The following is a 22,898-nucleotide window of genomic DNA, read 5'->3' on the forward strand; positions in this document are numbered from 1 at the left end:
GCCATGGGCATCAAGGTTTTGCTGGTCGAGGACGACCGCTCGTTGCGCGAGGCGCTGGCCGACACGCTGTTGCTGGCCGGGCATGATTTTCATGCGGTTGGCAGCGCGGAAGAAGCGTTGACGGCGGTGGCGCGTGAAGCGTTCAATCTGGTGGTCAGCGACGTCAATATGCCCGGCATGGATGGTCATCAGTTGCTCGCGCTGCTGCGCTCGCGCCAGCCGCAATTGCCGGTGTTGCTGATGACTGCGCACGGCGCAGTTGAGCGCGCAGTCGATGCGATGCGTCAGGGCGCGGCGGATTATCTGGTCAAACCGTTTGAACCCAAGGCCTTGCTCGATCTGGTGGCGCGGCATGCGCTGGGCAACCTCGGCGCGTGCGAAAGCGAAGGGCCGATTGCGGTCGAGCCGGCCAGCGCCCAGCTTCTTGAATTGGCGGCACGCGTCGCCCGCAGCGATTCCACGGTGCTGATCTCCGGCGAGTCCGGCACCGGCAAGGAAGTGCTGGCGCGCTACATTCACCAGCAATCCCATCGCGCCAATCAACCGTTTATTGCGATCAACTGCGCGGCGATTCCGGACAACATGCTCGAAGCGACATTATTCGGGCACGAGAAAGGCTCGTTCACCGGCGCCATTGCTGCTCAGGCCGGCAAGTTTGAACAGGCGGACGGCGGCACCATTCTGCTCGACGAAATTTCCGAAATGCCGCTGGGCCTGCAAGCCAAACTGCTGCGCGTCCTGCAAGAGCGCGAAGTCGAGCGGGTTGGCGCGCGCAAGCCGATCACTCTGGATATTCGTGTGGTCGCGACCACTAACCGTGATCTGGCCGGTGAAGTGGCGGCGGGGCGTTTCCGTGAAGACTTGTTCTATCGGCTGTCGGTTTTTCCGTTGGCCTGGCGGCCGTTGCGCGAGCGCACCGCCGACATCCTGCCGCTGGCCGAGCGTCTGCTGGCCAAACACGTCAATAAAATGAAGCACGCGGCGGCAAAACTCTCGCCCGAGGCACAGGCGTGCCTGACCGGGTACCCGTGGCCGGGCAATGTCCGTGAGCTGGATAACGCCATTCAGCGCGCCTTGATTCTGCAGCAGGGCGGTTTGATTCAGCCGCAGGATTTCTGCCTGTCCGGGCCGGTGATGTTTGCCACATTGCCGACGCCAGCGCCCGCTGCGCCGGTGATTCGTGAAGTCGAGATCGAGGCGGATTCCGCCGGTGCCTTGGGCGATGACCTGCGCCGCCGGGAGTTTCAGATGATCATCGACACCCTGCGCAGCGAGCGTGGCCGGCGCAAAGAGGCGGCGGAAAAGCTCGGCATCAGCCCACGCACCCTGCGCTACAAACTGGCGCAAATGCGTGATGCCGGGATGGATGTCGAAGGTTATCTGTTCGCCACTTGATCCCGCGCAATGCTGTGAAATAGCTTTTCTGAAAAGGGTGTCCATGAGCTGGCACCCTTGTTGCTAATACCTGTGTACCCGCCGAGTGAGTGTCAAAAAATTGCGGGCCGCCCAAGAGAGTAGACCATGAGCCAAGGTATTGAATTTAATCGGTTGATGATGGACATGAAGGCCATGAAAATGGACGCCATGTCTTCGCCGAAGACCACTTCCGCCGTGCCGGAAATGGCGGGCAGCAGCTTTTCCGACATGCTCGGTCAGGCCATCAACAAAGTCAGCGATACCCAGCAGGCGTCCACTCAGTTGGCCAATGCTTTCGAAGTCGGCAAGACCGGCGTCGACCTGACTGACGTGATGATCGCTTCGCAAAAAGCCAGCGTGTCGTTCCAGGCTCTGACCCAGGTGCGCAACAAACTGGTTCAGGCGTATCAAGACATCATGCAGATGCCGGTTTAAGGACGAGATTGAGTCATGGCAGAAGCAGTCGCCGATAACGTTCCGGCCAAGGCCACCCCGATAGACGGCAAACCGCCGTTGTTCGGCTTGTCCTTCCTGGAAAACCTCTCCGAGATGACCATGCTGCGTCAGGTGGGCCTGTTGGTCGGCCTGGCAGCGAGCGTGGCGATTGGCTTTGCCGTGGTGCTGTGGTCGCAGCAGCCGGATTATCGTCCGTTGTACGGCAGCCTTGCCGGCATGGACGCCAAGCAGGTCATGGACACCCTGGCCGCCGCTGACATTCCTTACAACGTCGAACCGAACTCCGGCGCCTTGCTGGTCAAAGCCGAAGACTTGTCCCGTGCGCGGATGAAACTCGCTGCCGCTGGTGTCACTCCCAGCGACGGCAATATCGGTTTCGAAATCCTCGACAAGGAACAGGGTCTGGGCACCAGCCAGTTCATGGAAGCGACCCGTTATCGTCGCGGCCTCGAAGGCGAACTGGCACGCACCATTTCCAGCCTGAACAACGTCAAGGGTGCCCGCGTGCACCTGGCGATTCCGAAAAGCTCGGTGTTCGTCCGTGATGAACGCAAGCCAAGCGCTTCGGTTCTGGTTGAGCTGTACTCCGGTCGTTCGCTGGAGCCGGGTCAGGTGATTGCGATCATCAACCTGGTCGCGACTTCCGTTCCCGAGTTGAGCAAATCGCAGATCACCGTCGTCGACCAGAAGGGCACCTTGCTCTCGGATCAGGCGGAAAACTCCGAAATGACCATGGCCGGCAAGCAGTTCGATTACAGCCGCCGCATGGAAAGCATGCTCACCCAGCGCGTACACAACATTCTGCAACCGGTGTTGGGCAACGATCGCTACAAGGCTGAAGTCTCGGCCGATATCGATTTCAATGCCGTCGAATCCACCGCCGAGCAGTTCAACCCGGATCAACCGGCGTTGCGCAGCGAGCAGTCGGTCAACGAACAACGCACCGCCAGCAATGGCCCGCAAGGTGTGCCGGGTGCCTTGAGCAACCAGCCGCCGTCGCCAGCCTCGGCACCGCAGACCACCGCCAATGCCGCCGCGCCGGCTGCCATGGTGCAACCGGGTCAGCCACTGGTGGATGCCAACGGTCAGCAGATCATGGATCCGGCCACCGGCCAGCCAATGCTCGCGCCGTACCCGGCAGACAAGCGTCAACAATCCACCAAGAACTTCGAGCTCGACCGTTCGATCAGCCACACCAAACAGCAGCAGGGTCGCCTGAATCGTCTGTCGGTGTCGGTGGTGGTCGACGATCAGGTCAAGGTCAACGCGGCCAACGGTGAAACCACCCGCGCGCCGTGGACCGCCGACGAATTGGCGCGCTTCACCCGTCTGGTGCAGGACGCCGTCGGTTTCGACGCCAGCCGTGGCGACAGCGTCAGCGTGATCAACATGCCGTTCTCCGCTGAACGCGGTGAAGTGATTGCCGACATTCCGTTCTACTCTCAGCCGTGGTTCTGGGACATCGTCAAACAAGTGCTGGGTGTGTTGTTCATCCTCGTGCTGGTGTTCGGCGTGCTGCGTCCGGTGCTCAACAACATCACCAACGGCGGCCGCAGCAAAGAGCTGGCGCTGGGCAGTGATGTCGAGCTCGGTGGCATGGGCGGTCTGGATGGCGAACTGGCCAACGATCGCGTCAGCCTCGGTGGTCCGCAATCCATTCTGCTGCCTAGCCCGAGCGAGGGTTATGACGCGCAGTTGAATGCAATCAAGAGTCTGGTGGCAGAAGACCCGGGTCGCGTGGCCCAGGTCGTGAAAGAGTGGATTAACGCAGATGAGTGATAACCGAGCCGCCAGCGTCAAACTGAACAAGGTCGACAAAGCCGCGATTCTGCTGCTGTCCCTGGGTTCGACCGATGCCGCACAAGTGTTGCGCCACATGGGCCCGAAAGAGGTTCAGCGGGTCGGCGTGGCCATGGCGCAGATGGGCAACGTCCATCGCGAGCAGGTCGAACAAGTGATGAGCGAGTTCGTCGACATCGTCGGCGACCAGACCAGCCTCGGCGTCGGCTCCGACGACTACGTGCGCAAAATGCTCACCCAGGCATTGGGCGAAGACAAGGCCAACGGCCTGATCGACCGCATCCTGCTCGGTGGCAACACCAGCGGCCTCGACAGCCTGAAGTGGATGGAACCGCGCGCCGTTGCTGACGTGATCCGCTACGAACACCCGCAGATTCAAGCGATCGTGGTCGCCTACCTCGACCCCGATCAGGCCGGTGAAGTGCTTGGCAACTTCGACCACAAAGTGCGTCTGGACATCATCCTGCGCGTGTCGTCGTTGAACACCGTGCAGCCAGCGGCATTGAAAGAGCTGAACCAGATTCTCGAGAAGCAGTTCTCCGGCAACTCGAATGCCTCGCGCACCACCCTGGGTGGCATCAAGCGTGCGGCGGACATCATGAACTTCCTCGACAGCTCGATCGAAGGCCAGCTCATGGACTCGATCCGCGAAGTCGACGAAGACCTGTCCGGTCAGATCGAAGACCTCATGTTCGTGTTCAACAACCTCGCCGATGTCGACGACCGTGGCATTCAGGCGTTGCTGCGCGAAGTGTCTTCCGACGTGCTGGTGCTGGCCCTCAAGGGTTCGGACGAAGGCGTCAAAGAAAAAATCTTCAAGAACATGTCCAAGCGTGCCGCCGAATTGCTGCGCGACGACCTCGAAGCGAAGGGCCCGGTGCGCGTCAGCGACGTCGAAACCGCACAGAAAGAAATCCTCACCATCGCCCGCCGTATGGCCGAAGCCGGAGAAATCGTCCTCGGTGGCAAGGGCGGCGAGGAAATGATCTAAGCCCATGGACAAGCATGACGAGTCTGTGACGGATCTGATCCGCGCCCGCGATGTTCGTGGTTTCGAATCCTGGGCGCTGCCGAGCTTCGACCCGCCAAAACCGGAACCCGAGCCAGAGCCCGAGCCTGAACCGCCGGAAATGGAAGAAGTGCCGCTGGAAGAAGTCCAGCCACTGACCCTGGAAGAACTCGAAAGCATCCGTCAGGAGGCTTACAACGAGGGCTTCGCCATTGGCGAAAAGGAAGGTTTCCACAGCGCCACTCTCAAAGTGCGTCAGGAAGCCGAAGTCGCATTGGCCACCAAACTCGCCAGCCTTGAGCAGTTGATGGCCAACCTGTTTGAGCCTATTGCCGAGCAGGATACGCAGATCGAAAAGTCGCTGGTCGACCTTGTGCAACACATCACCAAACAGGTGATCCAGCGCGAACTGGCCATCGATTCGACTCAGATCGAACACGTCATGCGCGACGCCCTCAAGCTGTTGCCGCTGGGCGTCGACAATGTGCGTCTGTACGTCAATCCGCAGGACTTCGAGCAGGCCAAAGCCCTGCGCGAACGTCATGAAGAAACCTGGCGCATCGTTGAAGACGAAGCGCTGCTGCCGGGCGGTTGCCGGGTCGAAACCGCGCACAGCCGCATCGACGCGAGCATCGAAACCCGCGTCGGTCAGGTCATGGCCAAGCTGTTCGATCAGTTGCACGAACAGGCGTTGCACCCGGCAGACGCGGATCTGAGCCTGGATATTCCCGAAGACGTAAAACCGGCGGCCACTGCTGAAGAGCCGCTTGCGGACGCCCCCGATGCGCCTTGAACGCACCAGTTTCGCCAAGCGCCTGGGCAGCTATGCCGAGGCCGTCGAAATTGCCGGGGCGCCGATTCTCGAAGGTCGCCTGCTGCGCATGGTTGGCCTCACCCTCGAAGCCGAAGGCCTGCGTGCCGCCATGGGCACGCGCTGCCTGGTGATCAACGACGACAGCTATCACCCCTCGCAGGTGGAAGCGGAAGTCATGGGTTTCTCCGGTAGCAAAGTCTTTCTGATGCCGGTCGGCAGTGTCGCCGGCATCGCCCCGGGCGCCCGCGTGGTGCCGCTCGCCGACACCGGTCGGTTGCCGATGGGCATGAGCATGCTCGGTCGCGTGCTGGATGGCGCCGGTCGTGCGCTGGACGGCAAGGGCGGCATGAAAGCCGAAGACTGGGTGCCGATGGACGGCCCGACGATCAACCCGCTCAACCGTGACCCGATCAGCGAGCCGCTGGACGTCGGCATTCGTTGCATCAACGGTTTGCTGACGGTGGGGCGTGGTCAGCGTCTCGGTCTGTTCGCCGGTACTGGCGTTGGTAAATCCGTGCTGCTGGGTATGATGACGCGCTTTACCGAGGCCGACATTATCGTCGTCGGGCTGATCGGTGAGCGCGGTCGAGAAGTTAAGGAATTCATCGAGCACAGCCTCGGTGAAGAAGGTCTCAAGCGCTCGGTGGTCGTCGCCTCTCCGGCGGACGATGCGCCGCTGATGCGTCTGCGCGCGGCGATGTACTGCACGCGCATCGCCGAGTATTTCCGCGACAAGGGCAAGAACGTCCTGCTGCTAATGGATTCGCTGACGCGTTTCGCTCAGGCCCAGCGGGAAATCGCTCTGGCCATCGGCGAGCCGCCAGCGACCAAGGGTTATCCGCCATCGGTGTTCGCCAAGTTGCCGAAACTGGTGGAGCGCGCCGGTAATGCGGAGAAGGGCGGTGGCTCGATTACCGCGTTCTACACCGTGTTGTCCGAAGGCGATGACCAGCAGGATCCGATTGCCGACTCGGCGCGAGGCGTGCTCGACGGCCACATCGTGTTGTCGCGGCGTCTGGCCGAGGAAGGTCATTACCCGGCCATCGATATCGAAGCGTCGATCAGCCGGGTGATGCCGGCCGTGGTCTCGGTTGAGCACATGCAGCGTGCGCAGTATTTCAAGCAGTTGTGGTCGCGCTATCAGCAGAGCCGCGACTTGATCAGCGTCGGCGCTTACGTGGCCGGTGGCGATCGCGAAACCGATCTGGCGATCTCGCTGCACCCGCAGTTGGTGCGCTACCAGCGTCAGGGGCTCAACGACAAAATCAACATGGGCGAAAGCCAGGCCTACCTGGAAACCCTGTTCGCCCCAGCGGCGGGCGGGTAACCGGTCATGGCTGCCGTCAGTCGAGCCGCGCGTCTGGCGCCGGTGGTGGACATGGCTGAAAAAGCCGAGAAAACCGCCGTGCAGCGCCTCGGTTACTTTCAGGGCCAAGTGAAGGTGGCCGAAAGCAAACTCGCCGACCTTAATGCCTTTCGTCTGGATTATTCCGAGCAGTGGATCGTGCGCGGCAGCACCGGCGTGACCGGGCAGTGGCTGCTGGGTTTTCAGGGGTTTCTGGCGCAACTCGATACGGCTGTTGATCAGCAGCGGCAGAGTCTGAACTGGCACCAGAACAATCTCGATAAGGCGCGCGAGGCCTGGCAACAGGCGTTTGCCAAGGTCGAAGGCTTGCGCAAACTGGTGCAGCGCTACCGCGAAGAAGCCCAGCGGCTTGAAGACAAACGCGAGCAGAAATTGCTCGACGAATTGTCGCAGCGCCTGCCACGGCATGAACCCTTTTAGAAGATCAAAAGATCGCAGCCTTCGGCAGCTCCTACACGCGATCCCTGTAGGAGCTGCCGAAGGCTGCGATCTTTTGACGTTGCTAGTTTCTTGCCCCGAGGTCAGTCAGATGCTAAACCTTGTACACGTTCGTCAATGACAAGGAAGCCAGTCAATGTCAGTCGTTGCAGAAGTCTCACCGGATGGGAAAAAGCTCAGAATCTCGGTCAAAGGCCGATTCGATTTCGGCAAACATCAGGAATTTCGCAATTCCTATGAACGGGTCGACCCCGAGCCAAACTCCTACGAGCTGGATCTGAAAGAGACCACTTATCTGGACAGTTCCGCGCTCGGGATGCTGCTGCTCCTGCGTGATCACGCGGGCGGTGATGATTCGGACATCCGGGTGGTTAACCCCAACTCCGACGTGCGCAAAATCCTCGCCATCTCCAATTTCGACAAACTCTTCGACATCACGTGACGGCCATGCAGGCGCAAGAGCCGCTGACCATTCTGATCGCCGAAGACAGCGCCGCTGATCGCCTGTTGTTGTCGACCATCGTCCGCCGTCAGGGCCACGAAGTGCTGGCGGCCGCCAACGGTGCCGAAGCGGTCGAACTGTTCCGTCAGCAGCAGCCACAACTGGTGCTGATGGACGCGATGATGCCGGTGATGGACGGCTTCGAAGCGGCGCGGCAGATCAAACTGCTGGCCGGCGAAACGCTGGTGCCGATCATCTTCCTGACCTCGCTCAGCGAAAGTGAAGCGCTGGTGCGTTGCCTGGAGGCCGGCGGCGACGACTTTCTGGCGAAGCCCTACAACCAGATCATCCTCGCCGCCAAAATCAAGGCGATGGATCGCTTGCGCCGCCTGCAAGACACCGTGTTGCAGCAACGCGACCTGATCGCCAAACACCACGATTACCTGCTCAACGAGCAGCGCGTGGCCAAAGCGGTGTTCGACAAGGTCGCGCACTCCGGTTGTCTCAGCGCGCCGAACATTCGCTACCTGCAATCGCCTTACGCGCTGTTCAACGGCGACCTGCTGTTGGCGGCGTACACCCCGGCGGGTGATATGCATGTGCTGCTCGGCGATTTCACCGGCCATGGGTTGCCGGCAGCGGTGGGCGCCATGCCGCTTGCCGAAGTGTTTTACGGGATGACCGCCAAGGGTTACGGCCTGGCGGAAACCCTGCGCGAGATGAACGCGAAGCTCAAACGCATCCTGCCGGTCGACATGTTCTGCTGCGCCACGTTGCTGTGCCTGAGTTCGCTGCGGCGCTCGGTGGAAGTGTGGAACGGCGGCATGCCCGACGGTTATCTGCACCGGCTCGCGACGGGTGAGCGGGTACCGTTGAAGGCGCGGCATTTACCGCTCGGCGTGTTGAGCGCGCAGGCCTTTGATGACAGCACCGAAGTGCATGCGATGGCCGTCGATGATCGGGTGTTTCTACTGTCCGACGGCGTCATCGATACCAGCGATGCCAATGATCAGCTGTTCGGTGTCGAGCGCTTGCAGCAAGTGTTTGCCGCCAATCGTGAGCCTGATCGGTTGTTCGAGGACATCGAGCAGGCGCTGCGGGATTTTCGTGGCGAGGCGCGCGACGATGTCAGCATGGTTGAAGTCAGCCTGCTTGCGCCGGCGCAGCTCAAGCCGACGGCGCCGGTGTATTCCGACAGCGGCCAGTCATGCCCGCTCGATTGGTCAGTGAGTTTCGAGTTTCGCGGTGCCACGCTCAAGCGCTTCAACCCTTTGCCGTACCTGTTGCAGTTGCTCCTGGAAGTGCATGGCCTGCGCGGGCAGAGCGGCGCGTTGTACAGCGTGCTCGCCGAGTTGTATTCCAATGCGCTGGAACACGGCGTGCTCGGTCTCGATTCCAGTCTCAAGCGCGATGCGGCGGGGTTCGCGCGTTATTACGAACAACGCAACACGCGGCTGGAAGCATTGCAGGACGGCTACGTGCGCGTGCATTTGCAGGTCACGCCGCAAGAGCAGGGCGGTTGTCTGGTGATTCGCGTTGAAGACAGCGGCAAGGGTTTTGACGTGGAGCGGGTGATGGAGCGGCCGCTGGAAAATGTCCGTTTGTCGGGACGTGGGGTCAGCCTGGTGCGGCAACTGGGGCGTAACGCCAGTTGGTCGGACGAAGGTCGTAGTGCCCGCGTGGAGTTTTTCTGGGAGGTTCAGGCATAATCCGCGCAATTCTTGATCAAGGAGTGAACAAGTGACTGACCCACATGTGGATCGCGACGTACTCGATACTTTGCGTGACGTCATGGAGGAAAACTATCCGGATTTGCTGGATACCTTCCTGACGGATTCCGAAAGTCGCTTGCAGGAGCTGCAAGGGACCGCCGATGCCGAAAAGCTGTCGGAGGTCGCTCACAGCTTGAAGGGCAGCGCGAGCAACATGGGCGCTGTTCGCCTGGCCGAGTTGTGCCAGGCACTGGAGTCGGACGCCAGACACAAAAGCCCCGCAGAAATCGTCAAACTGGTCGCTGAAATCAGCCTCGAATTTGATGGCGTTCGCCCGGTTTACGAAAGCGAACGGCAGCACACGCATACTCATTGAACCGGCCGCCGGACGCTTTTATCAAGCGTTCGGCGAAACTGGCCCGGCACTTGCAATCAATTTTCTCAACTGTACTTACGAGCCCCGTGCAGCGGAGACCGTTTCATGCCTGCGACCCCCAATATCCTTCTTCAGAATGCCGCTCAGGCCAAGGCGCAAGCTGCTTCGGCCAAGTCGTCGGCGATGGCCGCAGAGCCTGTAGATAAAGCCTCCAGCTTCGCCAAAGTGTTCGCCGATCAGGGTGCGAACAAGCCTGTTGTCAGCACCGATAACCCGGCGAAAACCGCGCGCGACAAAGCCGCTGACAGCGCTGGCAAGAAAGACCTCGCCAAGGATCAATCTGCCGCCCCGGCTCCGGCGGTTGCCGATAGCGGCAATGCCTTGCCTGCTGACAAATCCGCTGCGACCGATGACACCGCTGCCAGCGATGACACTACCGATCCTGCGCAAACGCCGGTTGCCGACGCCAGCGTGACTGATCCTGCGCTTGATCCGGCCTTGGCTGTTGCCGTGCAACCGGTGGCTGCGCCTGTGGTGCCAGCCCCGGTTGCCGCTGCACCGGCGCAACCTGAAGCCGAAACACCAGCGGTCGCCGTGTTGCCAGCAGTCAAAGACCCGGCGGCCTCGACCGATAGCGATTTCGACCCGGCAGCCGATCCGCTCGATTCGATGCCGGCGGTGCGTTTGGCGATGGAGCAGGGCGGGCATATTTCCGCTGCCAGCCAGGCGCAACCGAAAACCACCTCGGCACAGACTCAGGCTGACGGCGAATTGACCTCGGCGCAGAACTTCGCCGCTGGCATGGCCAGCATGCTCGACGTGCAAGCCGACAAGGACAGCACCAGTCAGGGCGGCGACAAAGCGTTCAGCGGCCTGATCGATGACGGCCTCAAAGACCTCAAGACTGCGACCAGCGATACCCGCGTTGATGATTTCGCCAACCGTCTCGCTGCGTTGACGCAGGCTGCCACACCAAAAACCGCGAACGCCGTGCCGGTGAATCAACCGATCGCCATGCATCAGAACGGCTGGACGGAAGAAGTGGTCAACCGCGTCATGTACCTGTCCAGCGCCAATCTGAAGGCGGCGGACATTCAGCTGCAACCGGCCGAGCTGGGACGCCTGGATATCCGCGTGAATCTGGTGCCGGATCAGCAGACGCAAGTGACATTCATGAGTGCGCATCCGAGCGTGCGAGAAGCGCTCGACAGCCAGATGCATCGCCTGCGCGAGATGTTCACGCAGCAGGGCATGGGCCAGGTTGACGTAAATGTCTCCGACCAGAGCCGTGGTTGGCAGGGCCAGCAAGGTCAGGAACAGGCGCAGCAGGGGCAGAGCGGGCGCACCAGCGCGGCCGGTGGTCGTCTGGATTCTGCAGATGAAGAAATTGCCCCGGTCAGCGCGGCCGAAATTGCTGCCAATACCACCAGCGTGATCGGCAGCAGCGCGGTCGACTATTACGCCTGATTGATCGCTGAACCAATCAAAAGCCCCTCACCCTAGCCCTCTCCCGGAGGGAGAGGGGACTGATTGGGGGATGCTGGCGAAGTACGCCGACCTGATGTTTTTGCTGTGAATCCATAATCGACTCGGTCTTTCAGGTCGATGTTTGACGCCCGACACCTCGGTCGGCCCCCTCTCCCTCCGGGAGAGGGCTGGGGTGAGGGTGCTTTTGACTTTATCGTTCTCTCCGCAACCACCGACACTTCTGGCATAACACTTGCTCTTGCCTTGCCGTGCGACTGTGAAAACCTGATTAGTGACGGATTATTGGCATGGCGAAGAGCGAAGCTGCAGCAGTAAAAGACCCCGCAACCAAAGGCAAACTCAAGCTGATCATCATGATCGTGCTCGCGTTGCTGTTGGCCATTGGTGCATCCGTGGGGGCGACCTGGTTCTTCATGCACAGTGCCCAGAGCAAACCAGAGGCTGCGGCTGAAACCGCCCCGACCGGCAAACAACCGGCGATTTTCGAACCGATGGCGCCGGCCTTCGTTGCCAACTACAACCAGAACGGCCGTCAGCGCTACATGCAGGTGAGCATCACCATGCTCGGGCGCAATCAGGCCGATCTGGAAGCGCTGAAAGTGCACATGCCGGTCATCCGCAACAACCTGGTGATGCTCTTCTCCGGTCAGGATTTCGCCACACTGGCGACGCCGGTCGGCCAAGAGATGTTGCGCCAGAAGGCCACCGCCAGCGTCCAGGAAGTGGCGCAGAAAGAACTCGGCAAAGTGGTCATCGAACAGTTGCTTTTCACTAATTTCGTACTGCAGTAGGAACACGACATGGCCGTGCAGGATCTGCTGTCCCAGGATGAAATCGACGCGCTGTTGCACGGCGTCGACGATGGTCTGGTACAGACCGATGACGCTGCCGTACCCGGCAGTGTCAAAAGCTACGACCTGACCAGCCAGGATCGCATCGTCCGTGGACGCATGCCGACTCTGGAAATGATCAACGAGCGTTTCGCCCGCTACACCCGCATCAGTATGTTCAACATGCTGCGCCGCTCGGCGGACGTTGCCGTCGGTGGCGTGCAGGTGATGAAGTTCGGTGAATACGTGCACTCGCTGTACGTACCGACCAGCCTCAACCTGGTCAAGATCAAACCGTTGCGCGGCACCGCGCTGTTCATCCTTGACGCCAAACTGGTGTTCAAATTGGTGGACAACTTCTTCGGTGGCGACGGCCGTCACGCCAAGATCGAAGGGCGTGAATTCACCCCGACCGAACTGCGCGTGGTGCGCATGGTGCTGGAGCAGGCCTTCGTCGACTTGAAGGAAGCCTGGCAGGCGATCATGGAAGTCAATTTCGAGTACATCAACTCGGAAGTGAATCCGGCCATGGCCAACATCGTCGGTCCGAGCGAAGCGATCGTGGTCTCCACGTTCCACATCGAACTGGACGGCGGTGGCGGCGATCTGCACGTGACCATGCCGTACTCGATGATCGAGCCGGTGCGCGAAATGCTCGACGCCGGTTTCCAGTCGGATCTCGACGATCAGGACGAGCGCTGGGTCAACGCCCTGCGTCAGGACGTGCTCGATGTCGATGTGCCAATCGGTGCCACCGTCGCTCGCCGTCAGTTGAAACTGCGCGACATCCTGCACATGCAGCCAGGCGATGTGATCCCGGTCGAGATGCCGGACGAAATGATCATGCGCGCCAATGGCGTGCCGGCCTTCAAGGTCAAGATGGGCTCGCACAAAGGCAACCTCGCGTTGCAGGTTATCGAGCCGATCGAGCGCCGCTGAAACGGCGCCACACCCCTTTTTTGCACTAACTGAATTGTTGCCCGCCGAGGACACATGATGAACGACGATATGAACGCCCAGGACGATCAGGCACTGGCTGATGAATGGGCCGCCGCCCTCGAAGAAACCGGTGATGCCGGCCAGGCTGACATCGACGCCCTGCTGGCCGCCGACGCTGGCGCCGCGAGCTCCAACCGTCTGCCGATGGAAGAGTTTGGCAGCGTGCCGAAGAACAACGATCCGGTGACGCTGGACGGTCCGAACCTGGACGTGATCCTCGATATTCCGGTGTCGATTTCGATGGAAGTCGGCAGTACCGACATCAACATCCGCAACCTGCTGCAACTCAACCAGGGTTCGGTGATCGAGCTCGATCGTCTGGCCGGTGAGCCACTCGACGTGCTGGTCAACGGCACGCTGATTGCGCACGGTGAAGTGGTGGTGGTCAACGAGAAGTTCGGCATCCGCCTGACCGACGTGATCAGCCCAAGCGAACGCATCAAGAAGCTGCGCTGAGTGAAAAGGTTTCTCTGGGCGCTGCTGGCGCTGCCAATCAGCGTAATGGCCGCCGAACCGGTGGCGACCACGGCCGCTGTCGCCGCGCCGGTGGTCAACAGCGGCATTGCCGGACAATTGACGCAACTGGTATTCGGTTTGCTGCTGGTGCTGGGGATTATCTTTTTCCTCGCCTGGCTGCTGCGCCGGGTGCAGCAGGCGGGGCCAGCGGGCAAGGGTCAGGTGATCGAGTTGATCGGTTCGCGCGCCCTCGGCCCACGTGACCGTTTGATGCTGGTGCAGGTCGGCAACGAGCAGATTCTGCTCGGTTTGAGCCCCGGCACCATCACCGCGCTGCACGTGCTCAAAGAGCCGGTGCCGGTGCCGAGCACCAGTGAAAAAGCCACTCCGGATTTTGCCCAGCAGTTGCTGAAGATACTCGGCAAGGATCAGAAGGATACGAAGTAATGGGTGCGCTACGCATCGTCTTGACGCTGGCCCTGATGCTGGCGGCGCCGCTGGCGTTCGCCGCCGATCCGTTGTCGATCCCGGCGATCACGCTGGGCACCAACGCCGATGGCGCGCAGGAATATTCGGTCAGCCTGCAGATTCTGCTGATCATGACCGCGCTGAGCTTTATTCCGGCGGCGGTCATTCTGATGACCAGTTTCACCCGGATCATCATCGTCTTCTCGATCCTGCGTCAGGCCCTCGGTCTGCAACAGACGCCGTCGAACCAGATCCTCACCGGCATGGCGCTGTTCCTGACCATGTTCATCATGGCGCCGGTGTTCGATCGCGTGAACAAAGATGCCTTGCAGCCGTATCTGGCGGAGACACTCACCGCGCAGCAAGCGGTGGAAAAAGCTCAGGTGCCGATCAAGGACTTCATGCTCGCGCAAACCCGCAGCAGCGATCTTGAGCTGTTCATGCGCCTGTCCAAGCGCACCGATATCCCGACGCCAGACGCAGCGCCGCTGACCATTCTGGTGCCGGCGTTCGTCACCTCGGAGCTGAAGACCGCGTTCCAGATCGGCTTCATGATCTTCATTCCGTTCCTGATCATCGACCTCGTCGTCGCCAGTGTGCTGATGGCGATGGGTATGATGATGCTGTCGCCGCTGATCATTTCGTTGCCGTTCAAGATCATGCTGTTTGTGCTGGTGGATGGCTGGGCGCTGATCATCGGCACCCTGGCCAGCAGTTTTGGAGGTGTCTCGCCATGACGCCGGAAGTCGCGGTCGATATCTTTCGTGAAGCGCTGTGGCTGACCACGCTGATGGTCGCGATTCTGGTGATCCCGAGCCTGTTGGTCGGTTTGCTGGTGGCGATGTTCCAGGCCGCGACGCAGATCAACGAACAGACCCTGAGCTTCCTGCCGCGTCTGCTGGTGATGCTGGTGACGTTGATCGTCGCCGGCCCATGGATCGTGCAGACGTTCATGGAATACATCATCCAGTTGTACAAAAACATCCCGATGGTCATCGGCTAAGCCATGCAATCGCTGCTTCAGCTGACCGACACCCAGATCAGTTCCTGGGTGGCATCGTTCATGTTGCCGCTGTTTCGCGTCGCCTCGATGTTGATGGTCATGCCGGTGTTCGGCACCACGCTGATACCGCGCCGTGTGCGCCTGTATTTTGCCGTGGCGATCACCGTGGTGATCACGCCGGGGCTGCCGCCGATGCCGGCAGTGAGTCCGCTGGATCTGAGTGGGCTGATGCTGATCGCCGAGCAGATTCTGGTGGGCGCCGTGCTCGGGTTTTCCTTGCAGTTGTTCTTCCAGGCGTTTGCGGTGGCCGGGCAGATCGTCGCGATCCAGATGGGCATGGGCTTCGCCTCGATGATCGACCCGGCCAACGGCGTCTCGGTGGCGGTGATCGGGCAGTTCTTCACCATGCTGGTGACCTTGCTGTTCCTGTCGATGAACGGCCATTTGGTGGTGTTTGAAGTCCTGACTGAAAGCTTCACCACACTGCCGGTCGGCAGTGGTTTGATGACCGCGCATTACTGGGAACTGGCCGGCAAACTCGGCTGGGTACTGGGCGCTGCATTGCTGCTGGTGTTGCCGGCGGTGACCGCGTTGCTGGTGGTCAACATCGCATTCGGCGTGATGACCCGCGCCGCGCCGCAACTGAACATTTTCTCCATCGGTTTCCCGCTGACCCTCGTACTCGGTCTGTTTATTGTCTGGGTCGGGTTGGCGGATATTCTCAATCAGTATCAGCCGCTGGCCACCGAGGCCTTGCAGTTGCTACGCGAACTGGCACGGGCGCGCTGAGTCATGGCTGAGAGCGAAAGCGGTCAGGACAAAACAGAAGACCCCACGGAGAAACGGAAAAAGGACTCCCGTGAGAAGGGTGAGATTGCCCGTTCCAAAGAGCTCAACACCCTCGCCGTGATGATGGCCGGCGCCGGCGCGTTGCTGGTGTTTGGCGGCATGTTGGCCGAAGACCTGATGGAACTGATGCGCCTGAACTTCACGCTGACGCGCGAGGTGATCATGGATCAGGGCTCCATGGGCGCCTTTATGATGCAGTCCGGCAAAATGGCGCTGGTGGCGATTCAGCCGATCATGATCACCCTGTTGATTGCTGCGCTGGTCGGGCCGATCTCCCTTGGCGGCTGGCTGTTCGCGGCCAGCTCCATGGCGCCGAAGTTCAGCCGAATGAACCCGGGCGCCGGCCTCAAGCGCATGTTTTCCTTCAAGGCAGTGGTCGAGCTGCTCAAGGCGCTGGCCAAGTTTGTGATCACCCTGTTCGTGGCGCTGATGGTGTTGATGTCCGACGTCGACGACCTGCTGCGCATCGCTCACGAACCGCTTGAGTCGGCGATTATTCACAGTGTGACGCTGGTCGGCTGGAGCACGTTGTGGCTGGCCTGCGGCTTGATCATCATCGCCGCCGTCGACGTGCCGGTGCAGCTCTGGGAAGCGCACAAAAAACTGTTGATGACCAAGCAGGAAGTGCGCGACGAGCACAAGGATCAGGAAGGTCGGCCGGAGGTCAAACAGCGCATCCGCCAGACCCAGCGCGAAATGTCCCAGCGACGGATGATGGCGGCGATTCCCGACGCCGACGTGGTCATCACCAACCCGACGCACTACGCCGTCGCGCTCAAATACGACTCGGAAAAGGGTGGCGCGCCGTTGCTGCTGGCCAAGGGTAGCGACTTCCTTGCATTGAAGATTCGTGAGATTGCAGTGGCGAATAACGTGATGCTGCTGGAATCGCCGGGGTTGGCGCGGTCGATTTACTACTCGACTGAGCTCGACGAGGAAATCCCTGGCGGGTTGTATCTGGCGGTGGCGCAGGTGTTGGCGTACGTCTACCAGATCCGTCAGTACCGCGCGGGCAAAGGCAAACGGCCGGATCCGCTCAAGGATGATTTGCCGATTCCGCCGGATCTGCGCCGCGATTCTTGACCTTACTGCGATGAAACTCCAGGCCTTACAGAGATCATTGTGGCGAGGGGATTTATCCCCGATGGGCTGCGCAGCAGCCCCAAAACCTGTGACTTCAATCTTTCAGGAATACCGCGTGCTCAGGATTTACGACTGCTGCGCAGCCGAGCGGGGCGGTGCGACGTTTCGCTGAATCCCCTCGCCACAGGTTCTTGCCTGACTTCTTGATCGTTCCCACGCTCCGCGTGGGAATGCAGCCCGGGACGCTCCGCGTCCCTTCCAGAACCGAACGCGGAGCGTCCGTTGAGGCGTTCCCGCGCAGAGCGTGGGAACGATCATCGGGGTGCTGTTACTGCGGCAACTCCAGATTATCCAGCGCCCGATTCACCGCCAGTTCGCCGAGCATGATCAGTTGCGCAATACCCTGCAGCGTTCTGCGTTGTGATGCGGGTATGAGGTTGGCGAAGTCATTGGCAATGGTTCTTGCCGAGGCGAGGGTTTCGCAGGCGTTGGCCAATAATTCTTCGTTTTTGAAGTCGGCGGTGACGGCGTACATCGTGCGGTTTCGGCGTGGCGGTGGCGTGGCGCCCGGGAAGAGGTAGTGATCGAGGGCGCGGTCGGCGGCTTCGTGGAGCTTTGTTGAATCGAGGGATTCGTAGGGGGAGGTGGGATCGGTTTCGGGTGGGTTTGGTGTTGGTTTGATCATTGGTGAAGCTCCTACATGTGAGGCCACCAGGACATGTCGCTAAACAGGAATAGGTGGCAGCTGGTCGCGGGTTAGCGAACCGGGTGTAGGCGCCCGGCAGACCCGAAGGTCTCCCACGCACAGCCGCCATAACGTCAATCGCAGATAGGTATCCACAGTCGAGTTTGGTGCGCTGGTGCGCCTACAAAGGTTCGGGTCGCTAAACCCGATCACTGAACAATCAGCGACCGACCCACGATAGAACCCGTCCCCAAGGCGCACAAGCCGGCCGATTCTGGCTTAGCTGTAGGCAAAGGCGCAAGGATGTGTAGCCTTTGAGGCGTGTCTTGAAGTGTCTTTTAAACAGCGGTGTTTAAAAGGCTGCATTTGCGTCGCGATTGTTGACGTTTGCGTTGGCTGGGCGGGCCTCTTCGCGAGCAAGCCCGCTCCCACAGTGGTTTTGTGGTGAGCATCAAATTTTGTGGTGTACGCAAAACCTGTGGGAGCGGGCTTGCTCGCGAAGGCGTCGGCACCGTCAACATTTTTGTCGCCTGACACACTGCCATCGCGAGCAAGCTCGCTCCTACATTAAAACCAGGTAACCGTCTGTCTGAATCCCCGCGATACCTGACAGTTCTGACAGTAGACGGCTTTCCATTTCAGGCGCACTCATAACGCCGGGAATGTTCCCGTTGGAGGTCTCGCCGTGGATGCGCTTGGGCAAGGGCCTGACAGCGTTCGAGATGCTCGGATCTGTTCAGGGAGAGTCATGATGGTAGAGCGCGTATACAAACATCTTCCGGGGATGAAGCTGGAGTTCGTCTCCGCTCGGCTGGAGGAAAACGTCAGCGAAAGAGCGATTGGCTACTCGGCCAAATTCAAACTGAGTCTTGATTTTCTTAACTTCAAAGTTGCCGCCAATCAGCACATTCCCAACTTTCTGAATAACCCGCTCAATGCGATCCGGCCCGAGCTGGACGGCTTGGCCTATCACTACGCGTACAACTATTTATTGGGTGCGGCGGGCAAGATCTCCACGAATGAGGCGCTGTTCGAGGTTTTCACTCGCACGGAGTACTACATGTCAGAGTGGTCGACGGGAGGCCTGGAGATTCGTTACGGCGTGCCGGTTTTCGATGTGGTTGACGGGCAGTTGCACGTCACTGCACGGGTAGACTATCGATTGGACGGTGGTCGACAGATTCAGATCCGCGATCTGCCGATCATCCCTTTTCAGTGGCAACTGAATTTGCTGTTAGGTGAGCCGATTTTTTCAGGGCTCAAGTCACCCGAGACCAAAGTCGTGCTGATGTATGGCAAGGAGCCGTTGGTGTCGGTGGAGGGGAAACCGATGTATACCGGCACACAGTATGTGATTGGGCGCGAGTTAGCGTTTGGTGATATTGGCGCGGAGCTGATTCACGAGGCTGGTTGAATCCGGCATTTCCTTTGCCTGCGCCACCGCTTTCACGAGCAAGCCCGCTCCCACTCTTGAAATGCATTCCCCCTGTGGGAGCGGGCTTGCTCGCGAAGGGGGCCTCCACTCAGCGAAAATCCCCCCGTCAAACCCCTCTGTTTCAATCCCCGGCAAAAGTTGGAAGGCTTCTTGCAATAGCCGCCGTGCGCCTGCTCTGGGCGTCAAAAGTTTGCTTTAAAGGAACGGGGAAAACCGGTGGATCGCTCTCAGTTACTCAACAGTGCCCGCACAAACCTGAATGACCTCTCGCGAGGCAATCTGGGCGTGCCGTTGTTGCTGCTGGTCATGTTGGCAATGATGATGTTGCCGATCCCGCCGTTCCTGCTCGACGTGTTTTTCACGTTCAACATTGCGTTGTCGATTGTCGTGCTGCTGGTCTGCGTGTACGCGCTGCGGCCGCTGGATTTCGCGGTGTTCCCGACGATTCTGCTGGTCGCGACATTGATGCGGCTGGCGTTGAACGTCGCCTCGACGCGGGTGGTGATGCTCCACGGTCAGGACGGCCACGCCGCCGCCGGTAAAGTGATTCAGGCCTTCGGTGAGGTGGTGATCGGCGGTAACTATGTGGTCGGTATCGTGGTGTTTGCGATCCTGATGATCATCAACTTCGTCGTGGTGACCAAGGGTGCCGGGCGGATCTCCGAGGTGAGCGCGCGCTTCACCCTCGACGCGATGCCCGGCAAACAAATGGCGATCGACGCCGACCTCAACGCCGGTCTGATCGACCAGAACCAGGCGAAGATGCGCCGTCAGGAAGTCGCCCAAGAGGCTGAGTTCTACGGTTCGATGGACGGTGCCAGCAAATTCGTCCGTGGTGACGCCATCGCCGGCCTGCTGATTCTGTTCATCAACCTCATCGGCGGCATGGCCGTCGGTATCTTCCAGCACAACATGAGCTTCGGCGATGCCGGCCGGGTTTACGCCTTGCTGACCATCGGTGACGGTTTAGTGGCGCAATTGCCATCACTGTTGTTATCTACAGCTGCGGCGATCATGGTGACCCGTGCTTCCGGTTCGGAAGACATGGGCAAACAGATCAATCGCCAGATGTTCGCCTCGCCAAAAGCGCTGGCGGTGGCGGCCGGTTTGATGGCGGTGATGGGCCTGGTGCCGGGCATGCCGCACTTCTCGTTCCTCAGCATGGCGGCACTGGCTGCTGGCGGCGCGTACCTGTTCTGGAAGAAGCAGAACGTCGCCAAGGTTGAAGCGCTGCAAGAGGTCAAACGCCAGCAGGAGCTGCTGCCGTCGCCGGCCCGCGCCATGGAAACCAAAGAGCTGGGCTGGGATGACGTGACGCCAATCGACATGATTGGTCTGGAAGTCGGCTACCGCTTGATCCCGCTGGTGGATCGCAATCAGGGCGGGCAATTGCTCGCGCGGATCAAGGGCGTGCGCAAGAAGCTCTCGCAGGATCTGGGCTTCCTGATGCCGACCGTGCATATCCGCGACAACCTCGACCTGGCGCCAAGCGCCTACCGTTTGACCCTGATGGGCGTGATTCTCGCCGAAGCCGAGATTTACCCGGATCGCGAATTGGCGATCAACCCGGGGCAGGTATACGGCACGCTTAACGGCATAAACGCCAAAGATCCGGCTTTTGGGCTGGAAGCGGTGTGGATCGAAATCAGCCAGCGTGCGCAGGCGCAGTCCCTCGGATACACCGTGGTCGACGCCAGCACCGTGGTTGCGACGCACTTGAACCAGATTCTGTACAAACACTCCAGTGAGCTGATCGGCCACGAGGAAGTGCAGCAACTCATGCAATTGCTGGCCAAAAGCTCGCCGAAACTGGCTGAAGAGCTGGTGCCGGGCGTGGTCTCGTTGTCGCAACTGCTTAAAGTATTGCAGGCGCTGTTGGCCGAACACGTGCCGGTGCGTGACATCCGCAGTATTGCCGAAGCCATCGCCAACAACGCTGCCAAGAGTCAAGATACCGCCGCGCTGGTGGCTGCGGTGCGGGTTGGCGTATCGCGCGCCATCGTCCAAAGCATTGTAGGCACTGAGTCCGAGCTGCCTGTGATCACCCTGGAACCAAGGTTGGAACAGATATTGCTCAATAGTCTGCAGAAGGCAGGACAAGGCTCGGAAGAGGGCGTTCTGCTGGAGCCAAGCATGGCCGAGAAGCTGCAACGTTCGCTCATCGAAGCGGCGCAGCGTCAGGAGATGCAAGGTCAGCCGGTGATCCTGTTGGTAGCAGGCCCGGTGCGCGCGATGCTCTCGCGCTTTGGCCGCCTCGCAGTCCCTGGATTGCACGTGCTGGCCTACCAGGAAATACCGGACAACAAGCAAGTGACAATTGTTGCGACAGTAGGGCCCAACGGCTGAGGTAGTGGTTCATGCAAGTTAAGCGTTTTTTCGCCGCCGATATGCGTCAGGCCATGAAGCTGGTTCGTGATGAGCTGGGCGCTGATGCCGCCATCATTGGCAACCGCCGAATTGCCGGCGGTGTCGAGCTGACGGCTGCGCTCGATTACAAATTGTCGGCGCTGGCGCCACGGGTTCCGAACATGGAACTCGAAGACGAGCTGCGCAAGACCCAGTCGCGCATCGTCACTGCCCAGGCCGAGCTGAGCCTGCGTGGCGAAGCCGATGGCAATAGCAATCGCCAGATCTTTGCCGGCCTGCCACTCACCGCTGGCCTGCCGTTGACCGCCGCTGAACCGCTGACCGAGCCGACCTACGCCGCGCCAGCGCGTCCAGCCCCGGCACCGGCGCAGTCCTCCGGCGGCGTCGATCCACGCGCACTGGATTCGATGCGTTTTGAATTGAACAGCCTGCGCGAGCTGATGGAAGTGCAGCTCGGCACACTGGCCTGGAATCAACTGCAGGGCAGCCGTCCGGCGCAAGCCAATCTGTATCGCCGTCTGCAACGCATCGGTCTGTCTGGCCCGCTGTCGCGTGATCTGCTGTCGATGATCAGCGATATCGAAGAGCCGCGTCAGGCCTGGCGCATGCTGCTTGCGCATCTGGCGCGAATGATTGCCGTGCCGGAAGTCGAGCCGCTGGAAGAGGGCGGTGTGATCGCCATGGTCGGCCCTGCCGGCATGGGCAAAACCACCACGCTGGCGAAACTGGCCGCACGTTATGTGCTGAAATACGGCGCGCAGAATGTCGCGCTGGTGAGCATGGACAGCTTCCGCATCGGCGCGCAGGAACAACTGAAGACCCTGGGCCGCATTCTCAATGTGCCGGTGACCCACGTCGATCCTGGCCAATCGCTGGTGCAGGCGCTGGATCCATTGCTGCGCAAACGCGTGGTGCTGATCGATACCGCGGGCCTGCAAGCCAGCGATCCAGCCCTGCGCATGCAGCTCGAAAGCCTCGCCGGGCGTGGCATCCGTTCAAAAAATTATCTGGTCTTGGCAACCACCAGCCAGAAACAGGTTCTAACCGCCGCTTATCACAGTTACAAGCGTTGCGGGCTCGCCGGGTGCATCCTGACTAAACTGGATGAAACGGCCAGCCTTGGCGAAGTGTTAAGCCTGGCGATCAGTCATGAATTGCCGGTCGCGTACCTGACCGATGGCCCACGGATTCCGGATGATTTGCATCTGCCGCGCCGTCATCAACTGGTCAGCCGCGCCGTCAGCGTGCAAATGCAGGAAGAACCCAGCGAAGAAGCCATGGCTGACATGTTCGCTGATATCTACCACAGCCCCACCAAGCAGGTAGGCTGAGGTATTCATGAACAGTTTTTGTACCTACATCGATGGTCTGCCATGCATTGTTCCGTTTGTGAACGCGCAGCCAGT

Annotated in this window: 23 protein-coding genes; 22 read left to right on the forward strand and 1 reads right to left on the reverse strand. The window is 60.2% G+C overall.

The window, feature by feature from the left end; translation table 11 throughout:
- Positions 1 to 3 precede the first annotated feature (3 nt).
- The 19 genes from GVL50_RS09575 to flhB all read left to right on the forward strand — a co-directional run bounded on the left by GVL50_RS09575 (position 4) and on the right by flhB (position 17,005).
- A complete protein-coding gene (locus tag GVL50_RS09575) occupies positions 4 to 1,395 on the forward strand; it encodes a sigma-54 dependent transcriptional regulator (protein ID WP_159812685.1) in 1,392 nt (463 codons plus the stop codon).
- A 126-nt stretch (positions 1,396 to 1,521) separates the two neighbouring features.
- The gene (gene fliE / locus GVL50_RS09580; RefSeq protein WP_053118352.1) at positions 1,522 to 1,851 is read left to right on the forward strand and encodes a flagellar hook-basal body complex protein FliE; all 330 of its coding nucleotides are present in this window, start codon (positions 1,522 to 1,524) and stop codon (positions 1,849 to 1,851) included.
- A 15-nt stretch (positions 1,852 to 1,866) separates the two neighbouring features.
- Complete coding sequence (gene fliF / locus GVL50_RS09585) at positions 1,867 to 3,651, forward strand: flagellar basal-body MS-ring/collar protein FliF (RefSeq protein ID WP_053118354.1); 1,785 nt, start codon at positions 1,867 to 1,869, stop codon at positions 3,649 to 3,651.
- On the forward strand, positions 3,644 to 4,663 hold the full coding sequence (gene fliG / locus GVL50_RS09590; RefSeq protein WP_053118356.1) for a flagellar motor switch protein FliG: 1,020 nt from the start codon (positions 3,644 to 3,646) through the stop codon (positions 4,661 to 4,663). Before fliF ends, fliG begins: the two co-directional genes overlap by 8 nt.
- A 4-nt stretch (positions 4,664 to 4,667) precedes the next feature.
- Entirely contained in the window at positions 4,668 to 5,474 is an 807-nt protein-coding gene (gene fliH / locus GVL50_RS09595; protein WP_159812644.1) for a flagellar assembly protein FliH, read from the forward strand.
- A complete protein-coding gene (fliI, locus tag GVL50_RS09600) occupies positions 5,464 to 6,822 on the forward strand; it encodes a flagellar protein export ATPase FliI (protein ID WP_053118360.1) in 1,359 nt (452 codons plus the stop codon). The genes fliH and fliI overlap by 11 nt, the downstream gene beginning before the upstream one ends.
- A 6-nt stretch (positions 6,823 to 6,828) precedes the next feature.
- Positions 6,829 to 7,281 carry a flagellar export protein FliJ gene (gene fliJ / locus GVL50_RS09605; RefSeq protein WP_053118362.1) on the forward strand — a complete coding sequence of 151 codons (453 nt, stop codon included), beginning with the start codon at positions 6,829 to 6,831 and terminating at the stop codon, positions 7,279 to 7,281.
- Positions 7,282 to 7,435: 154 nt separating this feature from the next.
- On the forward strand, positions 7,436 to 7,741 hold the full coding sequence (locus tag GVL50_RS09610) for an STAS domain-containing protein (RefSeq protein ID WP_159812646.1): 306 nt from the start codon (positions 7,436 to 7,438) through the stop codon (positions 7,739 to 7,741).
- 5 nt (positions 7,742 to 7,746) lie between these two features.
- Entirely contained in the window at positions 7,747 to 9,450 is a 1,704-nt protein-coding gene (locus GVL50_RS09615) for a fused response regulator/phosphatase (RefSeq protein ID WP_159812648.1), read from the forward strand.
- Between the two features lie 31 nt (positions 9,451 to 9,481).
- Entirely contained in the window at positions 9,482 to 9,829 is a 348-nt protein-coding gene (locus GVL50_RS09620) for an Hpt domain-containing protein (RefSeq protein WP_159812650.1), read from the forward strand.
- Positions 9,830 to 9,934: 105 nt separating this feature from the next.
- Positions 9,935 to 11,296: a flagellar hook-length control protein FliK gene (locus GVL50_RS09625; RefSeq protein WP_159812652.1), complete on the forward strand. Its 1,362-nt coding sequence runs from the start codon at positions 9,935 to 9,937 to the stop codon at positions 11,294 to 11,296.
- Positions 11,297 to 11,604: 308 nt separating this feature from the next.
- Complete coding sequence (gene fliL / locus GVL50_RS09630) at positions 11,605 to 12,108, forward strand: flagellar basal body-associated protein FliL (protein ID WP_053118371.1); 504 nt, start codon at positions 11,605 to 11,607, stop codon at positions 12,106 to 12,108.
- Positions 12,109 to 12,117: 9 nt separating this feature from the next.
- On the forward strand, positions 12,118 to 13,086 hold the full coding sequence (gene fliM, locus GVL50_RS09635) for a flagellar motor switch protein FliM (RefSeq protein WP_053118375.1): 969 nt from the start codon (positions 12,118 to 12,120) through the stop codon (positions 13,084 to 13,086).
- Between the two features lie 57 nt (positions 13,087 to 13,143).
- Positions 13,144 to 13,602 (forward strand): flagellar motor switch protein FliN, encoded by a 459-nt coding sequence (gene fliN, locus GVL50_RS09640; RefSeq protein ID WP_053118377.1) that lies wholly within the window; start codon positions 13,144 to 13,146, stop codon positions 13,600 to 13,602.
- On the forward strand, positions 13,603 to 14,049 hold the full coding sequence (gene fliO / locus GVL50_RS09645) for a flagellar biosynthetic protein FliO (protein WP_053118379.1): 447 nt from the start codon (positions 13,603 to 13,605) through the stop codon (positions 14,047 to 14,049).
- Entirely contained in the window at positions 14,049 to 14,807 is a 759-nt protein-coding gene (fliP, locus tag GVL50_RS09650; protein WP_053118381.1) for a flagellar type III secretion system pore protein FliP, read from the forward strand. Before fliO ends, fliP begins: the two co-directional genes overlap by 1 nt.
- Complete coding sequence (fliQ, locus tag GVL50_RS09655; RefSeq protein ID WP_053118383.1) at positions 14,804 to 15,073, forward strand: flagellar biosynthesis protein FliQ; 270 nt, start codon at positions 14,804 to 14,806, stop codon at positions 15,071 to 15,073. Before fliP ends, fliQ begins: the two co-directional genes overlap by 4 nt.
- Positions 15,074 to 15,076: 3 nt before the next feature.
- A complete protein-coding gene (gene fliR, locus GVL50_RS09660; protein ID WP_053118386.1) occupies positions 15,077 to 15,862 on the forward strand; it encodes a flagellar biosynthetic protein FliR in 786 nt (261 codons plus the stop codon).
- A gap of 3 nt (positions 15,863 to 15,865) precedes the next feature.
- Positions 15,866 to 17,005 (forward strand): flagellar biosynthesis protein FlhB, encoded by a 1,140-nt coding sequence (gene flhB, locus GVL50_RS09665; protein ID WP_159812654.1) that lies wholly within the window; start codon positions 15,866 to 15,868, stop codon positions 17,003 to 17,005.
- 328 nt (positions 17,006 to 17,333) lie between these two features.
- Here flhB and GVL50_RS09670 read toward each other — a convergent pair whose 3' ends face one another.
- Complete coding sequence (locus GVL50_RS09670) at positions 17,334 to 17,690, reverse strand: DUF6124 family protein (RefSeq protein ID WP_159812655.1); 357 nt, start codon at positions 17,688 to 17,690, stop codon at positions 17,334 to 17,336.
- A gap of 748 nt (positions 17,691 to 18,438) precedes the next feature.
- Between GVL50_RS09670 and GVL50_RS09675 the strand changes: the two genes are divergently transcribed.
- From GVL50_RS09675 to flhF, 3 genes are all read left to right on the forward strand, one after another.
- Complete coding sequence (locus GVL50_RS09675) at positions 18,439 to 19,104, forward strand: hypothetical protein (RefSeq protein ID WP_256671843.1); 666 nt, start codon at positions 18,439 to 18,441, stop codon at positions 19,102 to 19,104.
- 237 nt (positions 19,105 to 19,341) lie between these two features.
- Complete coding sequence (gene flhA, locus GVL50_RS09680; RefSeq protein WP_053118395.1) at positions 19,342 to 21,471, forward strand: flagellar biosynthesis protein FlhA; 2,130 nt, start codon at positions 19,342 to 19,344, stop codon at positions 21,469 to 21,471.
- 11 nt (positions 21,472 to 21,482) lie between these two features.
- A complete protein-coding gene (gene flhF, locus GVL50_RS09685; RefSeq protein WP_053118396.1) occupies positions 21,483 to 22,823 on the forward strand; it encodes a flagellar biosynthesis protein FlhF in 1,341 nt (446 codons plus the stop codon).
- Positions 22,824 to 22,898: the final 75 nt, after the last annotated feature.

Origin of the sequence: Pseudomonas sp. 18058, assembly GCF_902706155.1 — a bacterium.
Classification (GTDB): domain Bacteria; phylum Pseudomonadota; class Gammaproteobacteria; order Pseudomonadales; family Pseudomonadaceae; genus Aquipseudomonas; species Aquipseudomonas rustica.